This window comes from Mycobacterium sp. DL99 (assembly GCF_004762045.1).
Classification (GTDB): Bacteria; Actinomycetota; Actinomycetes; order Mycobacteriales; family Mycobacteriaceae; genus Mycobacterium.
The window spans coordinates 1,407,917-1,426,870 of sequence record NZ_SJOM01000007.1; the positions used below are offsets into that span (position 1 = coordinate 1,407,917).

Sequence of the window (18,954 nt, forward strand, 5' to 3'; positions counted from 1 at the left end):
ACCGACGCAGAATCGCGGCCCAGAAGGACGGCTCTTGCTGGCCTTTTCGAAAGTCGCATGAGGTGCTGGAAGGATGCATCTTGGCAGTCTCTAGCCAGAGCACAGCGAACGCTAACACCAATAACTCCGTCCCCGGAGCACCGAACCGAGTTTCCTTTGCCAAGCTCCGCGAACCGCTTGAGGTTCCGGGGCTTCTGGACGTTCAGACGGATTCCTTCGACTGGTTGGTCGGAGCGGACGGATGGCGCCAGAAGGCCGTTGATCGCGGTGAGACCGACCCCAAGGGCGGCCTCGAAGAGGTGCTCGAAGAGCTCTCGCCGATCGAGGATTTCTCGGGCTCGATGTCGCTGAGCTTCTCCGACCCGCGCTTTGACGAGGTCAAGGCGCCGGTTGACGAGTGCAAAGACAAGGACATGACGTACGCGGCTCCGCTGTTCGTCACGGCCGAGTTCATCAACAACAACACCGGTGAGATCAAGAGCCAGACGGTCTTCATGGGTGATTTCCCGATGATGACCGAGAAGGGCACCTTCATCATCAACGGCACCGAGCGTGTCGTGGTGTCCCAGCTCGTGCGTTCTCCCGGTGTGTACTTCGACGACAGCATCGACAAGTCCACCGAGAAGACGCTGCACAGCGTCAAGGTGATCCCGGGCCGCGGTGCGTGGCTGGAGTTCGACGTCGACAAGCGCGACACCGTCGGTGTCCGCATCGACCGTAAGCGTCGGCAGCCGGTCACCGTGCTCCTGAAGGCGCTGGGCTGGACGAGCGAGCAGATCGTGGAGCGCTTCGGTTTCTCCGAGATCATGATGGGCACCCTGGAGAAGGACAGCACCGCCGGTCCCGACGAGGCGCTGCTGGACATCTACCGCAAGCTGCGCCCGGGCGAGCCGCCGACCAAGGAGTCCGCGCAGACCCTGCTGGAGAACCTGTTCTTCAAGGAGAAGCGCTACGACCTGGCCCGCGTCGGCCGCTACAAGGTCAACAAGAAGCTGGGCCTGAACGCCGGCAAGCCGATCACGTCGTCGACTCTGACCGAGGAAGACGTCGTCGCCACCATCGAGTACCTGGTGCGTCTGCACGAGGGCCAGACCACGATGACCGTCCCCGGCGGCGTCGAGGTCCCGGTCGAGGTGGACGACATCGATCACTTCGGTAATCGTCGTCTCCGCACCGTGGGTGAGCTGATCCAGAACCAGATCCGGGTCGGTCTCTCCCGCATGGAGCGCGTCGTGCGTGAGCGCATGACCACTCAGGACGTCGAGGCGATCACGCCGCAGACCCTGATCAACATCCGTCCCGTCGTGGCGGCGATCAAGGAGTTCTTCGGCACCAGCCAGCTGTCGCAGTTCATGGATCAGAACAACCCGCTGTCGGGTCTGACCCACAAGCGTCGCCTGTCGGCGCTGGGCCCCGGCGGTCTGTCCCGTGAACGTGCCGGCCTTGAGGTCCGCGACGTGCACTCCAGCCACTACGGCCGCATGTGTCCGATCGAGACCCCTGAGGGTCCGAACATCGGTCTGATCGGCTCGCTGTCGGTGTACGCCCGGGTCAACCCGTTCGGCTTCATCGAGACCCCGTACCGCAAGGTCATCGACGGTGTGGTCAGCGACCAGATCGACTACCTGACCGCCGACGAGGAGGACCGCCACGTCGTGGCGCAGGCCAACTCGCCGATCGACGTCGACGGCAGCTTCACCGAAGACCGCGTGATGGTGCGCCGTAAGGGTGGCGAGGTCGAGAACGTGGCCCCGTCCGACGTGGACTACATGGACGTCTCGCCGCGCCAGATGGTGTCGGTCGCGACCGCCATGATCCCGTTCCTCGAGCACGACGACGCCAACCGCGCCCTGATGGGTGCCAACATGCAGCGCCAGGCGGTTCCGCTGGTGCGCAGCGAGGCGCCGCTGGTCGGTACCGGCATGGAGTTGCGTGCCGCGATCGACGCCGGCGATGTCGTCGTCTCGGAGAAGGCGGGCGTCGTCGAGGAGGTCTCGGCTGACTACATCACCGTGATGGCCGACGACGGCAGCCGGCACACCTACCGGATGCGCAAGTTCGCCCGGTCCAACCACGGCACCTGCGCCAACCAGCGTCCGATCGTGGACGCCGGGCAGCGTGTCGAGGCCGGCCAGGTCGTCGCCGACGGTCCGTGCACCGAGAACGGTGAGATGGCCCTGGGCAAGAACCTGCTCGTGGCGATCATGCCGTGGGAGGGCCACAACTACGAGGACGCGATCATCCTCTCGAACCGCCTGGTCGAAGAGGACGTGCTCACCTCGATTCACATCGAAGAGCACGAGATCGATGCCCGCGACACCAAGCTGGGCGCCGAGGAGATCACCCGGGACATCCCGAACGTCTCCGATGAGGTGCTGGCCGATCTCGACGAGCGCGGCATCGTCCGCATCGGCGCCGAGGTCCGCGACGGCGACATCCTGGTCGGCAAGGTCACCCCGAAGGGTGAGACCGAGCTGACCCCGGAGGAGCGCCTGCTGCGTGCCATCTTCGGTGAGAAGGCCCGCGAGGTCCGCGACACGTCGCTCAAGGTGCCCCACGGTGAGTCGGGCAAGGTCATCGGCATCCGCGTGTTCTCCCGTGAGGACGACGACGAGCTGCCGGCCGGCGTCAACGAGCTGGTCCGCGTGTACGTGGCCCAGAAGCGCAAGATCTCCGACGGCGACAAGCTCGCCGGACGCCACGGCAACAAGGGCGTCATCGGCAAGATCCTGCCCGTCGAGGACATGCCGTTCATGCCCGATGGCACCCCGGTGGACATCATCCTGAACACCCACGGTGTGCCGCGTCGTATGAACATCGGCCAGATCCTGGAAACCCACCTCGGGTGGGTGGCCAAGGCCGGCTGGAACATCGATGTGGCCGAGGGAACGCCGGAATGGGCGAGCAGGCTGCCCGATGGTCTGCACTCGGCCCCGGTCGACAGCATCGTCAGCACCCCGGTGTTCGACGGTGCCCGCGAAGAGGAGCTGGCCGGACTGCTCGGCTCGACGCTGCCCAACCGTGACGGAGACGTCATGGTCGACAGCGACGGCAAGGCGACGCTGTTCGACGGCCGCAGTGGCGAACCGTTCCCGTACCCGGTGACGGTCGGCTACATGTACATGCTGAAGCTGCACCACCTGGTCGACGACAAGATCCACGCCCGTTCGACCGGTCCGTACTCGATGATCACCCAGCAGCCGCTGGGTGGTAAGGCGCAGTTCGGTGGTCAGCGGTTCGGTGAGATGGAATGTTGGGCCATGCAGGCGTACGGCGCTGCCTACACGCTGCAGGAGCTGCTGACCATCAAGTCCGACGACACGGTCGGCCGCGTGAAGGTATACGAGGCGATCGTCAAGGGCGAGAACATCCCTGAACCCGGTATCCCGGAGTCGTTCAAGGTGCTTCTCAAGGAGCTGCAGTCGCTGTGCCTCAACGTTGAGGTGCTCTCCAGCGACGGCGCGGCGATCGAGATGCGTGACGGCGATGACGAGGACTTGGAGCGTGCCGCTGCCAACCTCGGTATCAACCTGTCGCGCAACGAGTCCGCCTCTGTTGAAGATCTTGCGTAGATCTCGTCCGAAAATTTCTAGTCCCGAAAGGGGAAAGGGAGTTACGTGTTAGACGTCAACTTCTTCGATGAACTCCGCATCGGCCTGGCCACCGCGGACGACATCCGTAACTGGTCCTTCGGCGAGGTCAAGAAGCCGGAGACCATCAACTACCGCACCTTGAAGCCGGAGAAGGACGGCCTGTTCTGCGAGAAGATCTTCGGACCGACTCGCGACTGGGAGTGCTACTGCGGCAAGTACAAGCGCGTCCGGTTCAAGGGCATCATCTGTGAGCGCTGCGGCGTCGAGGTCACTCGCGCCAAGGTGCGCCGTGAGCGGATGGGCCACATCGAGCTGGCCGCACCCGTCACGCACATCTGGTACTTCAAGGGTGTTCCGTCGCGGTTGGGCTACCTGCTCGACCTGGCCCCGAAGGATCTGGAAAAGATCATCTACTTCGCGGCCTACGTGATCACCTCTGTCGACAACGAGATGCGCCACAACGAGCTGTCCACGCTCGAGGCCGAGATGGCCGTCGAGCGCAAGGCCGTCGCGGATCAGCGCGACGCCGACCTGGAGGCCCGGGCCCAGAAGCTCGAGGCCGACCTGGCCGAGCTGGAGGCCGAGGGTGCCAAGTCCGACGTGCGCCGCAAGGTGCGCGACGGCGGCGAGCGTGAGATGCGTCAGCTCCGTGACCGGGCCCAGCGTGAGCTGGACCGGCTCGACGAGATCTGGACCACCTTCACCAAGCTGGCCCCCAAGCAGCTCATCGTCGATGAGGTGCTGTACCGCGAGCTGCAGGACCGCTACGGCGAGTACTTCACCGGCGCCATGGGCGCGGAGTCGATCAAGAAGCTCATCGAGACCTTCGACATCGAGGCCGAGGCCGAGTCGCTGCGCGACACCATCAAGAACGGTAAGGGCCAGAAGAAACTTCGCGCCCTCAAGCGTCTGAAGGTCGTCGCGGCCTTCCAGCAGTCGGGTAACTCCCCGCTGGGCATGGTGCTCGACGCTGTGCCGGTGATCCCGCCGGAGCTGCGTCCGATGGTTCAGCTCGACGGTGGCCGTTTCGCCACCTCCGACCTGAACGACCTGTACCGCCGCGTGATCAACCGCAACAACCGGCTCAAGCGACTGATCGACCTCGGCGCGCCCGAGATCATCGTCAACAACGAGAAGCGCATGCTTCAGGAGTCGGTGGACGCGCTGTTCGACAACGGCCGCCGTGGCCGCCCGGTCACCGGTCCGGGCAACCGTCCGCTCAAGTCGCTGTCCGATCTGCTCAAGGGCAAGCAGGGCCGCTTCCGTCAGAACCTGCTCGGTAAGCGTGTCGACTACTCGGGCCGTTCGGTCATCGTGGTGGGCCCGCAGCTCAAGCTGCACCAGTGCGGTCTGCCGAAGCTGATGGCCCTGGAGCTGTTCAAGCCGTTCGTGATGAAGCGTCTGGTCGACCTGAACCACGCGCAGAACATCAAGAGCGCGAAGCGCATGGTCGAGCGTCAGCGTCCCCAGGTGTGGGATGTCCTCGAAGAGGTCATCGCCGAGCACCCGGTGCTGCTGAACCGTGCACCTACGCTGCACCGCCTGGGTATCCAGGCCTTCGAGCCGCAGCTGGTGGAAGGCAAGGCCATCCAGCTGCACCCGCTGGTGTGTGAGGCGTTCAACGCCGACTTCGACGGTGACCAGATGGCCGTGCACCTGCCGCTGTCGGCAGAGGCCCAGGCCGAGGCTCGCATCCTGATGCTGTCCTCGAACAACATCCTGTCCCCGGCGTCGGGTAAGCCGCTGGCCATGCCGCGTCTGGACATGGTGACCGGTCTGTACTTCCTGACCACCGAGGTCGCGGGCGACCCCGGCGAGTACGTGCCGGCCGCCAAGGACCAGCCGGAGCAGGGCGTGTACAGCTCGCCCGCCGAGGCCATCATGGCGCTGGACCGCGGTGCACTGTCGGTGCGCGCCAAGATCAAGGTGCGGTTGACGCAGCAGCGTCCGCCGGCCGCCGTCGAGGCCGAGCTGTTCGAGAACGGCTGGAAGCCGGGCGATGCCTGGACCGCGGACACCACGCTGGGCCGGGTGCTCTTCAACGAGCTGCTGCCCAAGGGCTATCCGTTCGTCAACGAGCAGATGCACAAGAAGGTCCAGGCCCGGATCATCAACGATCTGGCCGAGCGTTTCCCGATGATCGTGGTGGCGCAGACCGTCGACAAGCTCAAGGACGCCGGCTTCCACTGGGCCACCCGTTCGGGTGTCACGGTCTCGATGGCCGACGTTCTGGTGCCGCCGCAGAAGCAGGAGATCCTGGAGCGGCACGAGGCCGAGGCCGAGGCGATCGAGCGCAAGTACCAGCGCGGCGCGCTGAACCACAACGAGCGCAACGAGTCCCTGGTCAAGATCTGGCAGGACGCCACCGAAGAGGTGGGTAAGGCGATGGAGGAGTTCTACCCGGCCGACAACCCGATCATCACGATCGTGAAGTCCGGAGCCACGGGTAACCTCACCCAGACCCGCACCCTGGCCGGCATGAAGGGCCTGGTGACCAACCCGAAGGGTGAGTTCATCCCGCGCCCGATCAAGTCCTCGTTCCGTGAGGGCCTGACGGTGTTGGAGTACTTCATCAACACCCACGGTGCTCGTAAGGGTCTGGCCGACACCGCTCTTCGTACCGCCGACTCGGGTTACCTGACCCGTCGTCTGGTGGACGTGTCGCAGGACGTCATCGTTCGCGAGAACGACTGCGAGACCGAGCGCGGCATCATCGTCACGCTGGCCGAGCGCGCTGCGGACGGTTCGCTGATCCGCGATGCACACGTCGAGACCTCGGCGTTCGCCCGGACCCTGGCCACCGATGCGGTCGACGCCGACGGCAACGTCGTCATCGAACGCGGCCATGACCTGGGTGACCCGGCCATCGACGCGCTGCTGGCTGCCGGCATCTCGCAGGTGAAGGTCCGCTCCGTGCTGACCTGCGCCTCGGCGTCCGGTGTGTGTGCCAAGTGCTACGGCCGCTCGATGGCCACCGGCAAGCTGGTCGACATCGGCGAGGCCGTCGGCATCGTCGCCGCCCAGTCCATCGGTGAGCCCGGTACCCAGCTGACCATGCGTACCTTCCACCAGGGTGGTGTTACCGGTGGCGCCGACATCGTCGGTGGTCTGCCTCGCGTGCAGGAGCTGTTCGAGGCTCGTATCCCGCGGAACAAGGCGCCCATCGCCGACGTCGCGGGCCGGGTCCGGCTGGAGGAGAGCGACAAGTTCTTCAAGATCACCATCGTCCCCGACGATGGTGGCGAGGAAGTTGTCTACGACAAGCTCTCCAAGCGTCAGCGCCTGCGCGTGCTCACCCACGAGGACGGCTCCGAAGGCGTGCTGTCCGACGGTGACCACGTCGAGGTCGGCGACCAGCTCATGGAAGGCTCCGCGGATCCGCACGAGGTGCTGCGTGTCCAGGGCCCCCGCGAGGTGCAGATCCACCTCGTCAAGGAGGTCCAGGAGGTCTACCGGGCCCAGGGTGTGTCGATCCACGACAAGCACATCGAGGTCATCGTCCGGCAGATGCTGCGTCGCGTCACGATCATCGATTCGGGTGCGACGGAGTTCCTGCCCGGTTCGCTGACCGAGCGTGCCGAGTTCGAGACCGCCAACCGTCGGGTTGTTGCCGAGGGTGGCGAGCCCGCGGCCGGCCGCCCGGTGCTGATGGGTATCACCAAGGCATCGCTGGCCACGGATTCGTGGCTGTCGGCGGCGTCGTTCCAGGAGACCACGCGCGTGCTTACCGATGCGGCGATCAACTGCCGCAGCGACAAGCTGCTGGGTCTGAAGGAGAACGTGATCATCGGCAAGCTGATCCCGGCCGGTACCGGCATCGCCCGTTACCGCGACATCCAGGTGCAGCCGACCGAAGAGGCCCGCGCTGCGGCGTACACGATCCCGTCCTACGAGGATCAGTACTACAGCCCGGACTTCGGTGCGGCCACCGGTGCCGCGGTGCCGCTGGACGATTACGGATACAGCGACTACCGCTAGCTAGTCAAGGAAAAGCCCCCCGTGCGTCAGCGTGGGGGGCTTTTCCTTTGGTGGGAGTGGCCACTTGTTGCACGCCTATCGGAAATTCATGTGCAACAGGTGGCCACTCGGCGGCGTCACTCGTAGCGGCCGAACCCCTGGATCCCCGGGTCATCGATGATCTTGTAGGTCGACAGCCCCAGCCCACCGTCGCGGCCCTCTCCGCCGCCGATGGTGGTCAGGGTGCCGTTGTCGTCGGCCACGACGATGTTGACGTGCTGGTGTTTGGGGCTGGGCTCGTCGTAGATCACCATGTCGCCCGGCTGGGGCAGATAATCCGTCGGCTCCCAGCGGCCCTCGTTGTGCAGATAGTCGGTGAGCGTCAGGACGCCCGGGATGCGCCAATGCCCGGAGTTGGGGTTGGCGAACGGTTCGCCCGACTCGCGCATCACCCAGCTGGTGAAGTCTGCGCACCATGGCTCGTCGTTGCCTTCGGAGTACTTGAACATGCCTGGTTGCGTCGCGTACTCCTGCGCGACGATGCGCATGACGGCGGCTCGGCCGGGGCTCAGCGACGACGTGTCGACCTGCGGGAACTCCGGTTGGGCGACGTGCTCGCGGTAGCCGCGGTATCCCACCGTCGCGCCCACGGCAGCGACCGTCAGGACAGCCACCGCCATCGCGATGAGCCACGCGCGTTTGTGCATGTTTGCCACACTAAGTCATCGAATCCTCGTCGCCGCGCGGCAGTTTGGGTGTCGGGGCAGCCACCTAGACTTGGCGGTGTGCTCATCGGTTCGCATGTAGACAACACCGACCCATTGGCCGCGGCCGCCGCAGATGGCGCCGACGTGGTGCAGTTCTTCCTCGGCAACCCGCAGAGTTGGAAGAAGCCCAAGCCCCGTGAAGACGCCGAGGCACTCAAGGCGTCGACGGTGCCGCTGTACGTACACGCGCCGTACCTGATCAACGTGGCTTCGGCCAACAACCGGGTGCGGATTCCGTCCCGCAAGATCCTGCAGGACACGTGCGACGCCGCGGCCGAGATCGGCGCGACCGCGGTGATCGTGCACGGCGGCCATGCCGACGACAACGACATGGAGGCCGGGTTCGAGCGTTGGGTCAAGGCCCTGGATGCGCTGAATACCGATATGCCGGTGTATCTGGAGAACACTGCGGGCGGCGATCACGCCATGGCACGGCATTTCGACACTATCTCCCGGCTGTGGGATCGCATCGGGGACAAGGGCATTGGCTTCTGTCTCGACACGTGCCACGCGTGGGCGGCGGGGGAGGCGCTGATCGATGCGGTGGACCGGATCAAGGCCATCACCGGGCGCATCGATCTGGTGCACTGCAATGATTCACGCGATGCGGCCGGTTCGGGTGCCGACCGTCATGCGAATTTCGGTGCCGGGCAGATCGATCCGCAGTTGCTGGCGGCGGTGGTGAAGGCAGCGGATGCGCCCGTTATCTGTGAGACCTCGGAAGCCGGACGCAAGGACGACATCGCGTTCCTGCGCGAGCACGCCGACTGACACGTTCGCGACCTGAACCGTTTTCAACGGCATCGTGACGTAAAGGTGAACTAACGTCACCTCTGTGACCGCGGTTGATGACTCGGTAACCGAAGAAGCGTCAGCGCAATGGGGCGCCGACACCCGCGCCGATCGACTGCGCATTCTGCGATACGTCGCGATCCTGGTGTGGGCGTCGGTCGTGGTCTACCGCACCGTCACCGACGGTTTCGCGTTCAACCGCGAACTTTTGCTGCTCTACATCGCCACCGGGCTGCTGGCGGCGAGCATCGGCCAGGGCAGGCGGATGCTCTATGTGATCCGCGACTGGCTGCCGTTCGCCGCGGTGCTGGCTGCCTACGACCTGAGCCGCGGAGCGGCCACCCTGGTCGGCCGTCCTACGTTGTGGCACTGGCAGGTCGACGCGGATCGCTGGATGTTCTTCGGCACGGTGCCCACGGTGTGGTTGCAGGAACGGTTGAAACTGCTTCACCCGCCGTGGTGGGAAGTGGTGATCAGCACCGTGTACATGTCGTTCTTCATCCTTCCCTACGTCGTCGCAGGCGTGCTGTGGCTGCGTGACCGTGAGGAGTGGAAACGGTTCGTTCGCCTGTTCGTCGGACTGTCGTTCGCGGCGCTGATCATCTACGCGCTGCTGCCCGCCGCCCCACCGTGGGCCGCGGCACGGTGCAGTGCCGATGACGTCGACGGCGGCCCGTCCGGGCCCGGGTGCATGTTCCGATCGGCGCGTGAATCCGTCGACGGAGGACTCCTCGGCACGATGCAGGGCAGTCGGGACGGCGCGCACGACTGGATCGAACGGATCGTCACCCGCGGCTGGGGCAAGCTCAACCTGCACACCGCGACGGCATTGATCGATCAGGGGCAGGCCAGCGTGAACCTCGTCGCGGCCATCCCGTCCCTGCATGCCGGCCTGACGGCTGCGGTCGCGGTCTTCCTCTGGAACCGGGTTAATCGCGGATGGCGGCCGCTGTTGGTGGCCTATCCGCTCATCATGGCCTTCACGCTGGTGTACACCGCCGAGCACTATGTGGTCGACATCCTGCTCGGCTGGACCTTGGCGGCCGTGGTGTTGTTCGCCCTCAATCGGTACGAAGCGCGGAGGGCGCGCGAGGCTGAGGGCGACGAACAGCCCCGGGACAACGAAGACGTACCGACCGCGGTCGGAGAACTCGACCCGGCCTGACTCCCGGAGCAGGGGCGACTGGCGTGACGCGATGGGCCGCCGAGCCGTCTCATTACAAGTATTGTGCAGTTGTCGGAGATTTGTAACACTGGACGTATGGCTGTTGATCCATCGCTCCTCACGTCCGCGGGCACACACGTCGTCACCAATCAGGTCCCCACGCTGGAGGACTACAACCCCGCCACCTCGCCGGTGCTCGCCGAGGCCCTCATCCGCGAAGGCGGGCAGTGGGGCGTCGACGAGGTGCACGAACTCGGCGCGATCAACGGCAGCGCCCAGGCCCAGCGCTGGGGCGAACTCGCCGACCGGAACCGGCCCGTGCTCCACACCCACGATCGTTACGGCCACCGGATCGACGAGGTCGAATACGACCCGGCCTATCACGAGCTGATGAATGTGGCCGTCACCCACGGACTGCACGGTGCCCCGTGGGCCGATGACCGTGAGGGCTCCCACGTCGTGCGCGCCGCCAAGACCTCGGTGTGGACCGTCGAACCCGGGCACGTCTGCCCGATCTCGATGACCTACGCCGTGGTGCCCGCACTCCGGTTCAACCCGGAACTGGCCGCCATCTACGAGCCGCTGCTGACCAGCCGGGTGTACGACCCGGAACTGAAGCTCGCGACGACGAAGGCCGGTATCACGGCGGGCATGTCGATGACCGAGAAGCAGGGCGGCTCCGACGTTCGCGCCGGCACCACCGAGGCCACGCCCAACGGTGACGGCACCTACTCGTTGCGCGGGCACAAGTGGTTCACCTCGGCCCCGATGTGCGACATCTTCCTGGTTCTCGCCCAGGCTCCGGGAGGCCTGAGCTGTTTCTTCCTGCCGCGCGTCCTGCCCGACGGCAGCCGCAACCGGATGTTCCTGCAGCGGCTCAAGGACAAGCTCGGCAATCACGCCAATGCCTCGAGCGAGGTCGAATACGACGGTGCCACCGCCTGGCTGGTGGGCGAGGAGGGCCGTGGCGTGCCGACCATCATCGAGATGGTCAACCTCACCCGACTCGACTGCACGCTGGGCAGCGCCACGAGCATGCGCAACGGCCTGAGCCGTGCCGTGCACCACGCCCAGCATCGAAAGGCGTTCGGCGCCTATCTGATCGACCAGCCGTTGATGCGCAACGTGCTCGCCGACCTGGCCGTGGAGGCCGAGGCGGCGACCATGCTGGCGATGCGGATGGCCGGTGCCACCGACAAGGCGGTCCGCGGTGACGAGCGCGAGGCGCTGCTGCGCCGTATCGGCCTGGCCGCCGGCAAGTACTGGGTCTGCAAGCGGGCCACCCCGCATGCCGCCGAGGCGATGGAATGCCTGGGCGGCAACGGTTACGTCGAGGACTCGGGCATGCCCCGGCTGTACCGGGAGGCCCCGCTGATGGGTATCTGGGAAGGCTCGGGCAACGTCAGCGCGCTGGACACCTTGCGCGCCATGGCAACCCGGCCCGAGAGCATCGAGGTGCTCTTCGACGAACTCTCCAGGACCGCCGGGCAGGACCCGCGGCTGGACCGCCACGTCACCACCCTGCAGAACGATCTGCAGGATCTGGAGACCATCACCTACCGGGGCCGCAAGGTCGCCGAGGACATCTCGCTGGCGCTGCAGGGCGCGCTGCTGGTGCGTCACGGACACCCGGCCGTGGCCGAGGCCTTCCTGGCCAGCAGGCTCGGCGGGCAGTGGGGACAGGCCTTCGGCACCCTGCCGACCGGGCTCGACCTGGCGCCGATCCTCGAGCGTGCCCTGGTCAAGGGATGACGGTCGACACGCTGAAGACGATGACCTACGAGGTCACCGATCGGATAGCGCGAATCACCTTCAACCGCCCCGAAAAGGGCAACTCGATCGTCGCCGACACCCCGCTGGAACTGCAGGCCCTGGTCGAGCGCGCGGACCTGGACCCGAACGTGCACGTGATCCTGGTGTCCGGGCGCGGTGAGGGCTTCTGTGCGGGATTCGATCTGTCCGCGTACGCGGACGGGACCGGCGAAGCCGGGGGAGGCCGATACGACGGGACCGTGCTGTCCGGGAAAACCCAGGCGATCAACCACCTTCCGGATCAACCATGGGATCCGATGGTGGACTACCAGATGATGAGCCGGTTCGTCCGCGGCTTCTCCAGCCTGATGCACGCCGACAAGCCGACCGTGGTCAAGATTCACGGCTACTGCGTGGCCGGTGGCACTGACATCGCGCTGCACGCCGACCAGGTGATCGCCGCCTCTGACGCGAAGATCGGCTACCCGCCCATGCGGGTGTGGGGCGTTCCGGCCGCCGGCCTGTGGGCGCACCGGTTGGGGGATCAACGCGCCAAACGCCTTCTGTTCACCGGGGATTGCATCACCGGCGCGCAGGCCGCCGAATGGGGCCTGGCCGTCGAGGCGCCCGAACCGGAAGACCTCGATGAGCGCACCGAGCGCCTCGTCGCACGCATCGCCGCCATGCCCGTCAACCAGCTCATCATGGCCAAGCTGGCCTGCAACTCCGCGCTGCTGCAGCAGGGGGTGGCGACCAGCCGGATGGTGAGCACGGTGTTCGACGGCATCGCCCGGCACACTCCCGAAGGGCACGCCTTCGTGGCCGACGCCGTTGAACACGGCTTCCGCGAAGCGGTGCGCCATCGCGACGAGCCGATGGGTGACTACGGGCGCAGGTCTTCCGAGGTCTGACATGCCCGCGCTCACACGGATGACGGCCCGGTCGGTGGTGCTGAGCGTGCTGCTCGGTGCCCACCCGGCCTGGGCGAGTGCCGCCGAACTGATCAGGCTGACAGCCGATTTCGACATCAAGGAACCTACCCTGCGGGTGGCGTTGACCCGCATGGTCGGCGCCGGTGACCTGATCCGTTCGGAGGACGGCTACCGGCTGTCGGACCGCCTGCTGAACCGCCAGCGGCGCCAGGACGACGCGATCGACCCGAAACTGCGGGACTACGACGGACAGTGGCAGACACTGGTCATCACCAGTGTTGGCACCGACGCCCGCACCCGCGCTGCGCTGCGGAATGCCCTGCAGCAGTATCGGTTCGGCGAACTGCGCGAGGGTGTGTGGATGCGCCCGGACAATTTGGACCAGGTGTTGCCCCAGGAGATCACCGGCCGGGTGCGGCTGCTGCATGCCCGGGACGAGGATCCGGCCGGCCTGGCCGCCACGCTGTGGGATCTGCCCGGCTGGCGGCGCACGGGCGAGCAGCTACTGGAGGAGATGGCCGCCGCGACCGACGTTCCGGGCCGGTTCGTCGCGGCCGCGGGCATCGTGCGTCACCTGCTGGCGGACCCGGTGCTGCCGGACGGGTTACTGTCGGGTGAGTGGCCGGGTGCCGAACTGCGTAAGGCGTACAGCGACTTTGCCGCCGAACTCGTCGTGCGGCGCGACCATACCGAACTGATGGAGGCAACGTGACCGAAGCTGTCCGGGTTGAGCGCAACGGACCGGTGACCACGGTCATCATCGACCGACCGCACGCCCGCAACGCGGTCGACGGCCCCACCGCCGCGGCCTTGTTCGCGGCCTTCGAGCAGTTCGACGCCGATGAGGAGGCCGCGGTCGCGGTGCTGACCGGTGCCAACGGCACCTTCTGCGCCGGCGCCGATCTGAAAGCCTTCGGCACGCCGGAGATGAACCGGCTCGACCCCGCGGGGCCCGGTCCCATGGGGCCGAGCCGAATGGCGTTGTCCAAGCCGGTGATCGCCGCGATCGGCGGCCATGCGGTGGCCGGCGGACTGGAACTGGCCTTGTGGTGTGACCTGCGCGTGGTCGAGGAGGACGCCGTGCTGGGGGTGTTCTGCCGTCGCTGGGGAGTGCCGCTGATCGACGGTGGCACCGTGCGGCTGCCCCGGCTGATCGGGGAGAGCCGCGCGATGGACCTGATCCTGACCGGGCGCGCCGTCGATGCGGCCGAAGCCCACGCGATCGGTCTGGCCAACCGGGTGGTGCCCAAAGGTCACGCCCGTGCGGCGGCAGAGGAACTGGCCGCAGAGCTGTCCCGACTGCCGCAGCAATGCATGCGGGCGGACCGCCTTTCGGCACTTCATCAGTGGGGCGAATCCGAACAGGCCGCAATGGAATTCGAATTCGCCAGCATCCCCCGTGTTGCCGAGGAGGCCGCCCATGGCGCCGGCCGGTTCGCCGGAGGTGCGGGCAGACACGGCGCGAGTGCCTGAACGAGCCTGACGAATACAAGGCGCTCGGTGGGATAACCCGCCCGAGCACCTTGCATACGTCATGCCGTCAGTCGGCGTCAGTCGGAGTGATCACCACCCGCACGGTGTTTGGCACCGCCGGTGCCTGCTTTGGCTTCGTGCTTGCTCTCGTTGCTTTCCCGCTTGGCCGCGCGGTGTTGCACCTTGGCCTCAGCCCTCGCAGCTTTGGCTTCCTGCTTGGCGGCCCGCTTGGCAGCTCTCGTTGCCAAACGATCGTCCCGACCGGACTTCGCCTCGGTCTTGGCATCCGGCGTTGCGGAGGAGGCGGGTGCCTCTGCCGAACCGGACCCGACCTCGGCACCGTCGTTTTCGGCAGGCGTGCCGGCGGTTTGAGCGTCCACTGCGTTGCGTTGCGGTGCGACCGACAGGGTGACGGTCTTGAGCTTCTCGACCGCTGCGGAGGTGGTCTCCGAGATGCGGTCGACGGTACTGGTGACATCGGCGGCGGGATGGCTCACCACCGCCGCGGTGCCGAGTGCCTTGCGCTGAACCAACGGTGACGCCGTGGGCAGGTCGGTGCCGGCATCGGTTGGTGCCGGCGCTACGTCCTCGATGGCGGTGCCTTGCATTTGCATTGCGCCAGGCCCTTGCCAGCCAATGGCTTTGGCGATCGTCTGGGGCACGGTCACGAGCAGGGTTTGGAGCAGGCCCCTGTTCAACACGAACTCTCCGTTGGTGAACAGGCCGGAGGTCCCGGCCCCCATATCGCTGAGGTACCCATTCAGGATCGCGTCGGTGAGTACCGCGGGAGTGTTGATGAGCGAACTGAATGCCGCGGCCGGATCGCCGGCGTTGACGGCGTTGAGAACGTGCTGGGCGCTGTCACCGAATGCGTTGATCGCACCCTCCACCGGATTCAGCACCCCCAACCCCAGGGGCATCATCAAGTCCGGCACTGCGGAGAGCGCGTTCATGACGTTCTGACCCGTTCTCAGCGGGAGCTGCATGATATTGAGCAGCGGGTTCGCAAAGGCAAACAGGCGGAACACAACACTGGTGACGACACTCGCCACCCCGGCCACATCGCCCGACTGGAGGTAGTCGAGAGCCATCCGGGCAAGGAACTTCAGCTTGTAGTCCTCATCCGAGGTGAAGAAGCTGATGTAGCTCATGGCGGCAGCGTCGAGCGAGCTCGCGAGAAGTTGTCCGTTGGCCATCTGGTTGGCGATGACCTGCTGCAGGATCGGAAACGGGTCGGCGGCCATCTGGCCGCCGATTTTGGCGGCGTTGTCGAACGTCGTCCCGAAAACCCCCAGCCATTCGGTGAGTGGATCGGTAAGAGATGGATCCTGAAGAAGCCCGTCGGCGAGAGCGGTGAGTTCGACTGGGGCCCAGGAGGAATGGGGTATTGCGACCGGAGCGTCGGCCACTGGTGCCGCCACCGGGCTGATCGGACTCACCGCGATGGCGCCTGCGCCGGCCAGCGCTATACCGGCGGTGAGTGTCGATCGGATAGCTAAGTGCATGGAGAGCTCTCTTCTGTGCGTGATCTTGACAGCGTCAGAAGGTATCCGAAGAAATCGGGTGTCTGGCTGAACGGCGAAATGTTTCTTGTATTGCGCGGGAATCGGCAACGGGAGGTCTTGATGAAAGCCCCAATCAGCGGCTGCGTCCCAGTTTTCAGCAAAGAAATATTCAGAGATTTTTACTTCACTGGAAAAGTACTTTATGGACAACTGCAACATGTTGTACCACATCAGTGCATAGCTGCAAGCAGAAATGAACGATTCCGAGATGCTGATACCGTGTCAGTGACGATTAGCTGTGAGGGGGCAATCGAAAATAGCCGCGCATCGGTTTTGCGTTCCGACCGGCTAATGGTGGCAACGCCGAGATGACCGTCGCTCGATGCGGTGGCAGCGGTTCGGTCGGGCCTACGGAGTTGTGGCCGGCCCTTGATCGTCGGCAGTCACGGCCTGGCTTGCGTCAGTGCCATTCACGGAAATGTTCAGGACCGTCGAGCGGACGGTCAGCAAATTTCGGTGACCACTCCCGGCGGGTTACACGCTGTCGAACCACCGGCGGACCGGCGGCAAGTCTGAGTTGATCCGGCGGCAGCTGTCACCAAGTGCGGTCATGCGGCGACGCGAAAGCCGATCCAGGTACAGCTCACGAACGGTTCGTGCGTAGGTGCACGTCGCACGTTGCATGCAGGCCCGGCCGTCGCGAGTGATGATGGCCAGTACTGACCTTCGGTCGTCCTTGTTGCTGATGCGGCTCACAAGTTTCCGTGATTGCAGGCGCTGGATCCGCGCGGTCACGCGGCTGGGCGTCAACGTCAGGCGGTTGGCGAGATCGCTCATCCGGGCCGAGCCGCCGTCCGATTTGGCGAGTGCGTCGAGCAGAAGAAAGTCGACCAGGGTGAGGTCGTGCTCGTCCAGCAGTCGCTGGTAGAGGATCTCGCCGACTTGGGTCGACGATGCGAGAAAGGACTGCCAGCAGTCGTACTCGACTTCGTCCAGGCCGGGCAAGCGGCTTCCGAGACGGTTCGTCCGCGTCTGCTCCACGGTGCGGGACTCTAACAGCCTCGGACCGGTCCTTGCGCACTAAATGAATTTATTTAGCGACTGGGCGTTGAGTGGTGAAATCTGCTGCCGCAGTGCGGAGAATCGTTCCCGTTCGGCGTGATGGTCCGCGGGGTGCCAATCCGACGATGGGGATAAGTATTCAAAAGGCGCGGTTACGCCGGCGTCGACCGGTACGGTGTCGGTCGGCACTTGTCGGAAGATCGCACTGTCCGGGGTCAGTCGCTCCTCGGCCGAGAAACCCCGGAAGCATGGGGGCCGAGGAGCGCAAACATCTTCGACCGCAGTGTGATTGGCCTCGACGCGAAGCCGCACGCAAAACTGGACGCGGAACACCTCCGGCGGATCGCCGCCGCCATTGGCCGGCGAAATCCGCTACGGAGGACCGATCAGCCCTTGCTGACCTTGTTGTTGCTGCCGGTGTTGGTGACCTTCGGGTCACCGGCGGAGTAGCTGACGGTGTTGTTCAGCCCGATGATCGTCAGGCCCTTGTCGATCCGCTCGAACGTGATCTTGTTGTCGGATCCGCCGATGTTCACATTGGCGCAGGTGCCCTTCACCGTCAGGGTGTTGTTGGTGCCGCCCACTGTGAGGGATTTGCCGTCGGCGCAGTCGATGTCGGTCGTGGTGCCGACCGACATGTAGTTGATGGTGTTACCGACCTCGACGTTGACACCGGACGGTCCCGCGGTGGCGCTGGGCGTGTTGGTGTCCGAGCTTTCGGATCCGCAGGCCGCCAATGTCAGTGCAGCGGCGGCGGCGGTGATACCGAGGATCAGTCGGGTGTGGGGAAAACGGGTGAGCACGGTGTGTCTCTGCTTTCTGCGTCGGGCTTGATCAGGCGGGGACGCGACCGATCTGGTTGGTCATCCCCAACTCTCGGCCGCGGTCGACGAGTATCGGATCGCCATTTTTGAAGAACACGGTTTGGTTGAAGCCGTACACAGTGACGTCGTTGATGACGTTGTCCGCGACGATCACGTTGGACCCGCCCTGCACGGCGATCGCCCAACAGGTGCCCACTGCGGTGATCCGGATATCGGTTCCATTGACGAACAGCGTGCCGTTGTTGCAATCAATGGTTTGTTCGACGCTCTGGCCGGTGATCGTGGTGTCACCGTTCTTGGCTACCGCGCCGGGCGTGCCGACGGTGAGCGCCAGCGGCAACGTGAGCGTGCCGGCTGCCAGCCCAACAAGCACCCTCCGGCCCACAGCTGTCCAATTCACGGTGAGTTCCCCTTCCGATCTGCTGCGAGAAGAGTACGTGGCGCTCTCCCCGTGGCGGTAAGTGTTGACCAGTTTGACGGGCGTTCGCCGACAGGTCGCGTGCGGTGTCGGTGCTGGGTACCGTGTTCAGCAATGCGTCGGTGTGTTGTTCAGGCTGCTGCCGTGGCGGTCACAGCCGTGGTGACCGTCGCGGGGTGTTCGCACACCATCGACGGGGCTGCCCGGCGCGCATCGGCCGATACCGCTGACCCCGACCGCAGTTTCGGATACGTCGACGACCGGTGCGGGCTGCTCGTCGACAGCACGATCCAGGAGATCCTGGCCGCCGACAACGTCGTGCGCCCGTACAGCGGTGCGGTCTGTCAGTACGTCTTGTCGCGTAAGGCCCAGCCCGCTCCCGGGCTGGATGCGGGCTCGCCCGCGATGCTCGACGTGATCTTCTCCTGGTTCGAGAAGGGCTCGCTGAAGCGCGAGCGGGCAGTGGCCCGCAGCCGGGATGCGGAGATCACCGACGTCGTGGTCGAGCGGCATCAGGCGTTCGTGGCGCGCCGCGATGTGACGGGCGCGGCGTGCTCGGCGACCGCGGCCGCCGGGTCGGGCGTGATCAGTTGGTGGGTGCAGTTCCGCAGTGCGGGCGCAGCCGGAAGCGCCGCCAAGGGCGATCCGTGCCAGGACGCCAAGAAGCTGCTGTCGGCCACGCTTCAATCGGAACTCTGACCCGTGGCGCATCGC

General features: G+C 65.5%; 14 protein-coding genes. 9 read left to right on the forward strand and 5 right to left on the reverse strand.

The window, feature by feature from the left end:
* Nucleotides 1-62: 62 nt before the first annotated feature.
* Together rpoB and EYZ64_RS07055 are read left to right on the forward strand one after the other, a co-directional pair.
* On the forward strand, nucleotides 63-3,572 hold the full coding sequence (gene rpoB / locus EYZ64_RS07050) for a DNA-directed RNA polymerase subunit beta (RefSeq protein WP_135452823.1): 3,510 nt from the start codon (nucleotides 63-65) through the stop codon (nucleotides 3,570-3,572).
* Between the two features lie 45 nt (nucleotides 3,573-3,617).
* Nucleotides 3,618-7,571 carry a DNA-directed RNA polymerase subunit beta' gene (locus tag EYZ64_RS07055; RefSeq protein WP_135452824.1) on the forward strand — a complete coding sequence of 1,318 codons (3,954 nt, stop codon included), beginning with the start codon at nucleotides 3,618-3,620 and terminating at the stop codon, nucleotides 7,569-7,571.
* A gap of 116 nt (nucleotides 7,572-7,687) precedes the next feature.
* On the opposite strand, the gene EYZ64_RS07060 is transcribed toward EYZ64_RS07055, so the two are convergent.
* A complete protein-coding gene (locus tag EYZ64_RS07060) occupies nucleotides 7,688-8,257 on the reverse strand; it encodes a CHAP domain-containing protein (RefSeq protein WP_135452825.1) in 570 nt (189 codons plus the stop codon).
* A 78-nt stretch (nucleotides 8,258-8,335) separates the two neighbouring features.
* Between EYZ64_RS07060 and EYZ64_RS07065 the strand changes: the two genes are divergently transcribed.
* From EYZ64_RS07065 to EYZ64_RS07090, 6 genes are all read left to right on the forward strand, one after another.
* Nucleotides 8,336-9,088 (forward strand): deoxyribonuclease IV, encoded by a 753-nt coding sequence (locus EYZ64_RS07065; protein ID WP_135452826.1) that lies wholly within the window; start codon nucleotides 8,336-8,338, stop codon nucleotides 9,086-9,088.
* Between the two features lie 64 nt (nucleotides 9,089-9,152).
* A complete protein-coding gene (locus EYZ64_RS07070; RefSeq protein ID WP_135452827.1) occupies nucleotides 9,153-10,274 on the forward strand; it encodes a phosphatase PAP2 family protein in 1,122 nt (373 codons plus the stop codon).
* 96 nt (nucleotides 10,275-10,370) lie between these two features.
* Nucleotides 10,371-12,026, forward strand: coding sequence for an acyl-CoA dehydrogenase family protein (locus tag EYZ64_RS07075; protein WP_135452828.1), 1,656 nt, complete (start codon nucleotides 10,371-10,373; stop codon nucleotides 12,024-12,026).
* Complete coding sequence (locus tag EYZ64_RS07080) at nucleotides 12,023-12,937, forward strand: crotonase/enoyl-CoA hydratase family protein (protein WP_135452829.1); 915 nt, start codon at nucleotides 12,023-12,025, stop codon at nucleotides 12,935-12,937. The genes EYZ64_RS07075 and EYZ64_RS07080 overlap by 4 nt, the downstream gene beginning before the upstream one ends.
* Before the next feature lies 1 nt (nucleotide 12,938).
* Complete coding sequence (locus EYZ64_RS07085) at nucleotides 12,939-13,670, forward strand: PaaX domain-containing protein, C- domain protein (RefSeq protein ID WP_135452830.1); 732 nt, start codon at nucleotides 12,939-12,941, stop codon at nucleotides 13,668-13,670.
* On the forward strand, nucleotides 13,667-14,431 hold the full coding sequence (locus EYZ64_RS07090) for a crotonase/enoyl-CoA hydratase family protein (protein WP_135452831.1): 765 nt from the start codon (nucleotides 13,667-13,669) through the stop codon (nucleotides 14,429-14,431). The genes EYZ64_RS07085 and EYZ64_RS07090 overlap by 4 nt, the downstream gene beginning before the upstream one ends.
* Nucleotides 14,432-14,508: 77 nt before the next feature.
* Here the strand turns inward: EYZ64_RS07090 and EYZ64_RS07095 are convergent, their stop codons facing one another.
* The 4 genes from EYZ64_RS07095 to EYZ64_RS07110 all read right to left on the reverse strand — a co-directional run bounded on the left by EYZ64_RS07095 (nucleotide 14,509) and on the right by EYZ64_RS07110 (nucleotide 18,222).
* Nucleotides 14,509-16,155 carry a hypothetical protein gene (locus EYZ64_RS07095; RefSeq protein ID WP_135452832.1) on the reverse strand — a complete coding sequence of 549 codons (1,647 nt, stop codon included), beginning with the start codon at nucleotides 16,153-16,155 and terminating at the stop codon, nucleotides 14,509-14,511.
* A gap of 315 nt (nucleotides 16,156-16,470) precedes the next feature.
* Nucleotides 16,471-16,977, reverse strand: coding sequence for a MarR family winged helix-turn-helix transcriptional regulator (locus EYZ64_RS07100; protein ID WP_286174672.1), 507 nt, complete (start codon nucleotides 16,975-16,977; stop codon nucleotides 16,471-16,473).
* Between the two features lie 407 nt (nucleotides 16,978-17,384).
* On the reverse strand, nucleotides 17,385-17,801 hold the full coding sequence (locus EYZ64_RS07105; protein ID WP_210115479.1) for a DUF3060 domain-containing protein: 417 nt from the start codon (nucleotides 17,799-17,801) through the stop codon (nucleotides 17,385-17,387).
* A 31-nt stretch (nucleotides 17,802-17,832) separates the two neighbouring features.
* A complete protein-coding gene (locus tag EYZ64_RS07110; RefSeq protein ID WP_135452833.1) occupies nucleotides 17,833-18,222 on the reverse strand; it encodes a DUF3060 domain-containing protein in 390 nt (129 codons plus the stop codon).
* Between the two features lie 132 nt (nucleotides 18,223-18,354).
* Between EYZ64_RS07110 and EYZ64_RS07115 the strand changes: the two genes are divergently transcribed.
* The gene (locus EYZ64_RS07115; RefSeq protein ID WP_135452834.1) at nucleotides 18,355-18,939 is read left to right on the forward strand and encodes a DUF3558 domain-containing protein; all 585 of its coding nucleotides are present in this window, start codon (nucleotides 18,355-18,357) and stop codon (nucleotides 18,937-18,939) included.
* Nucleotides 18,940-18,954: the final 15 nt, after the last annotated feature.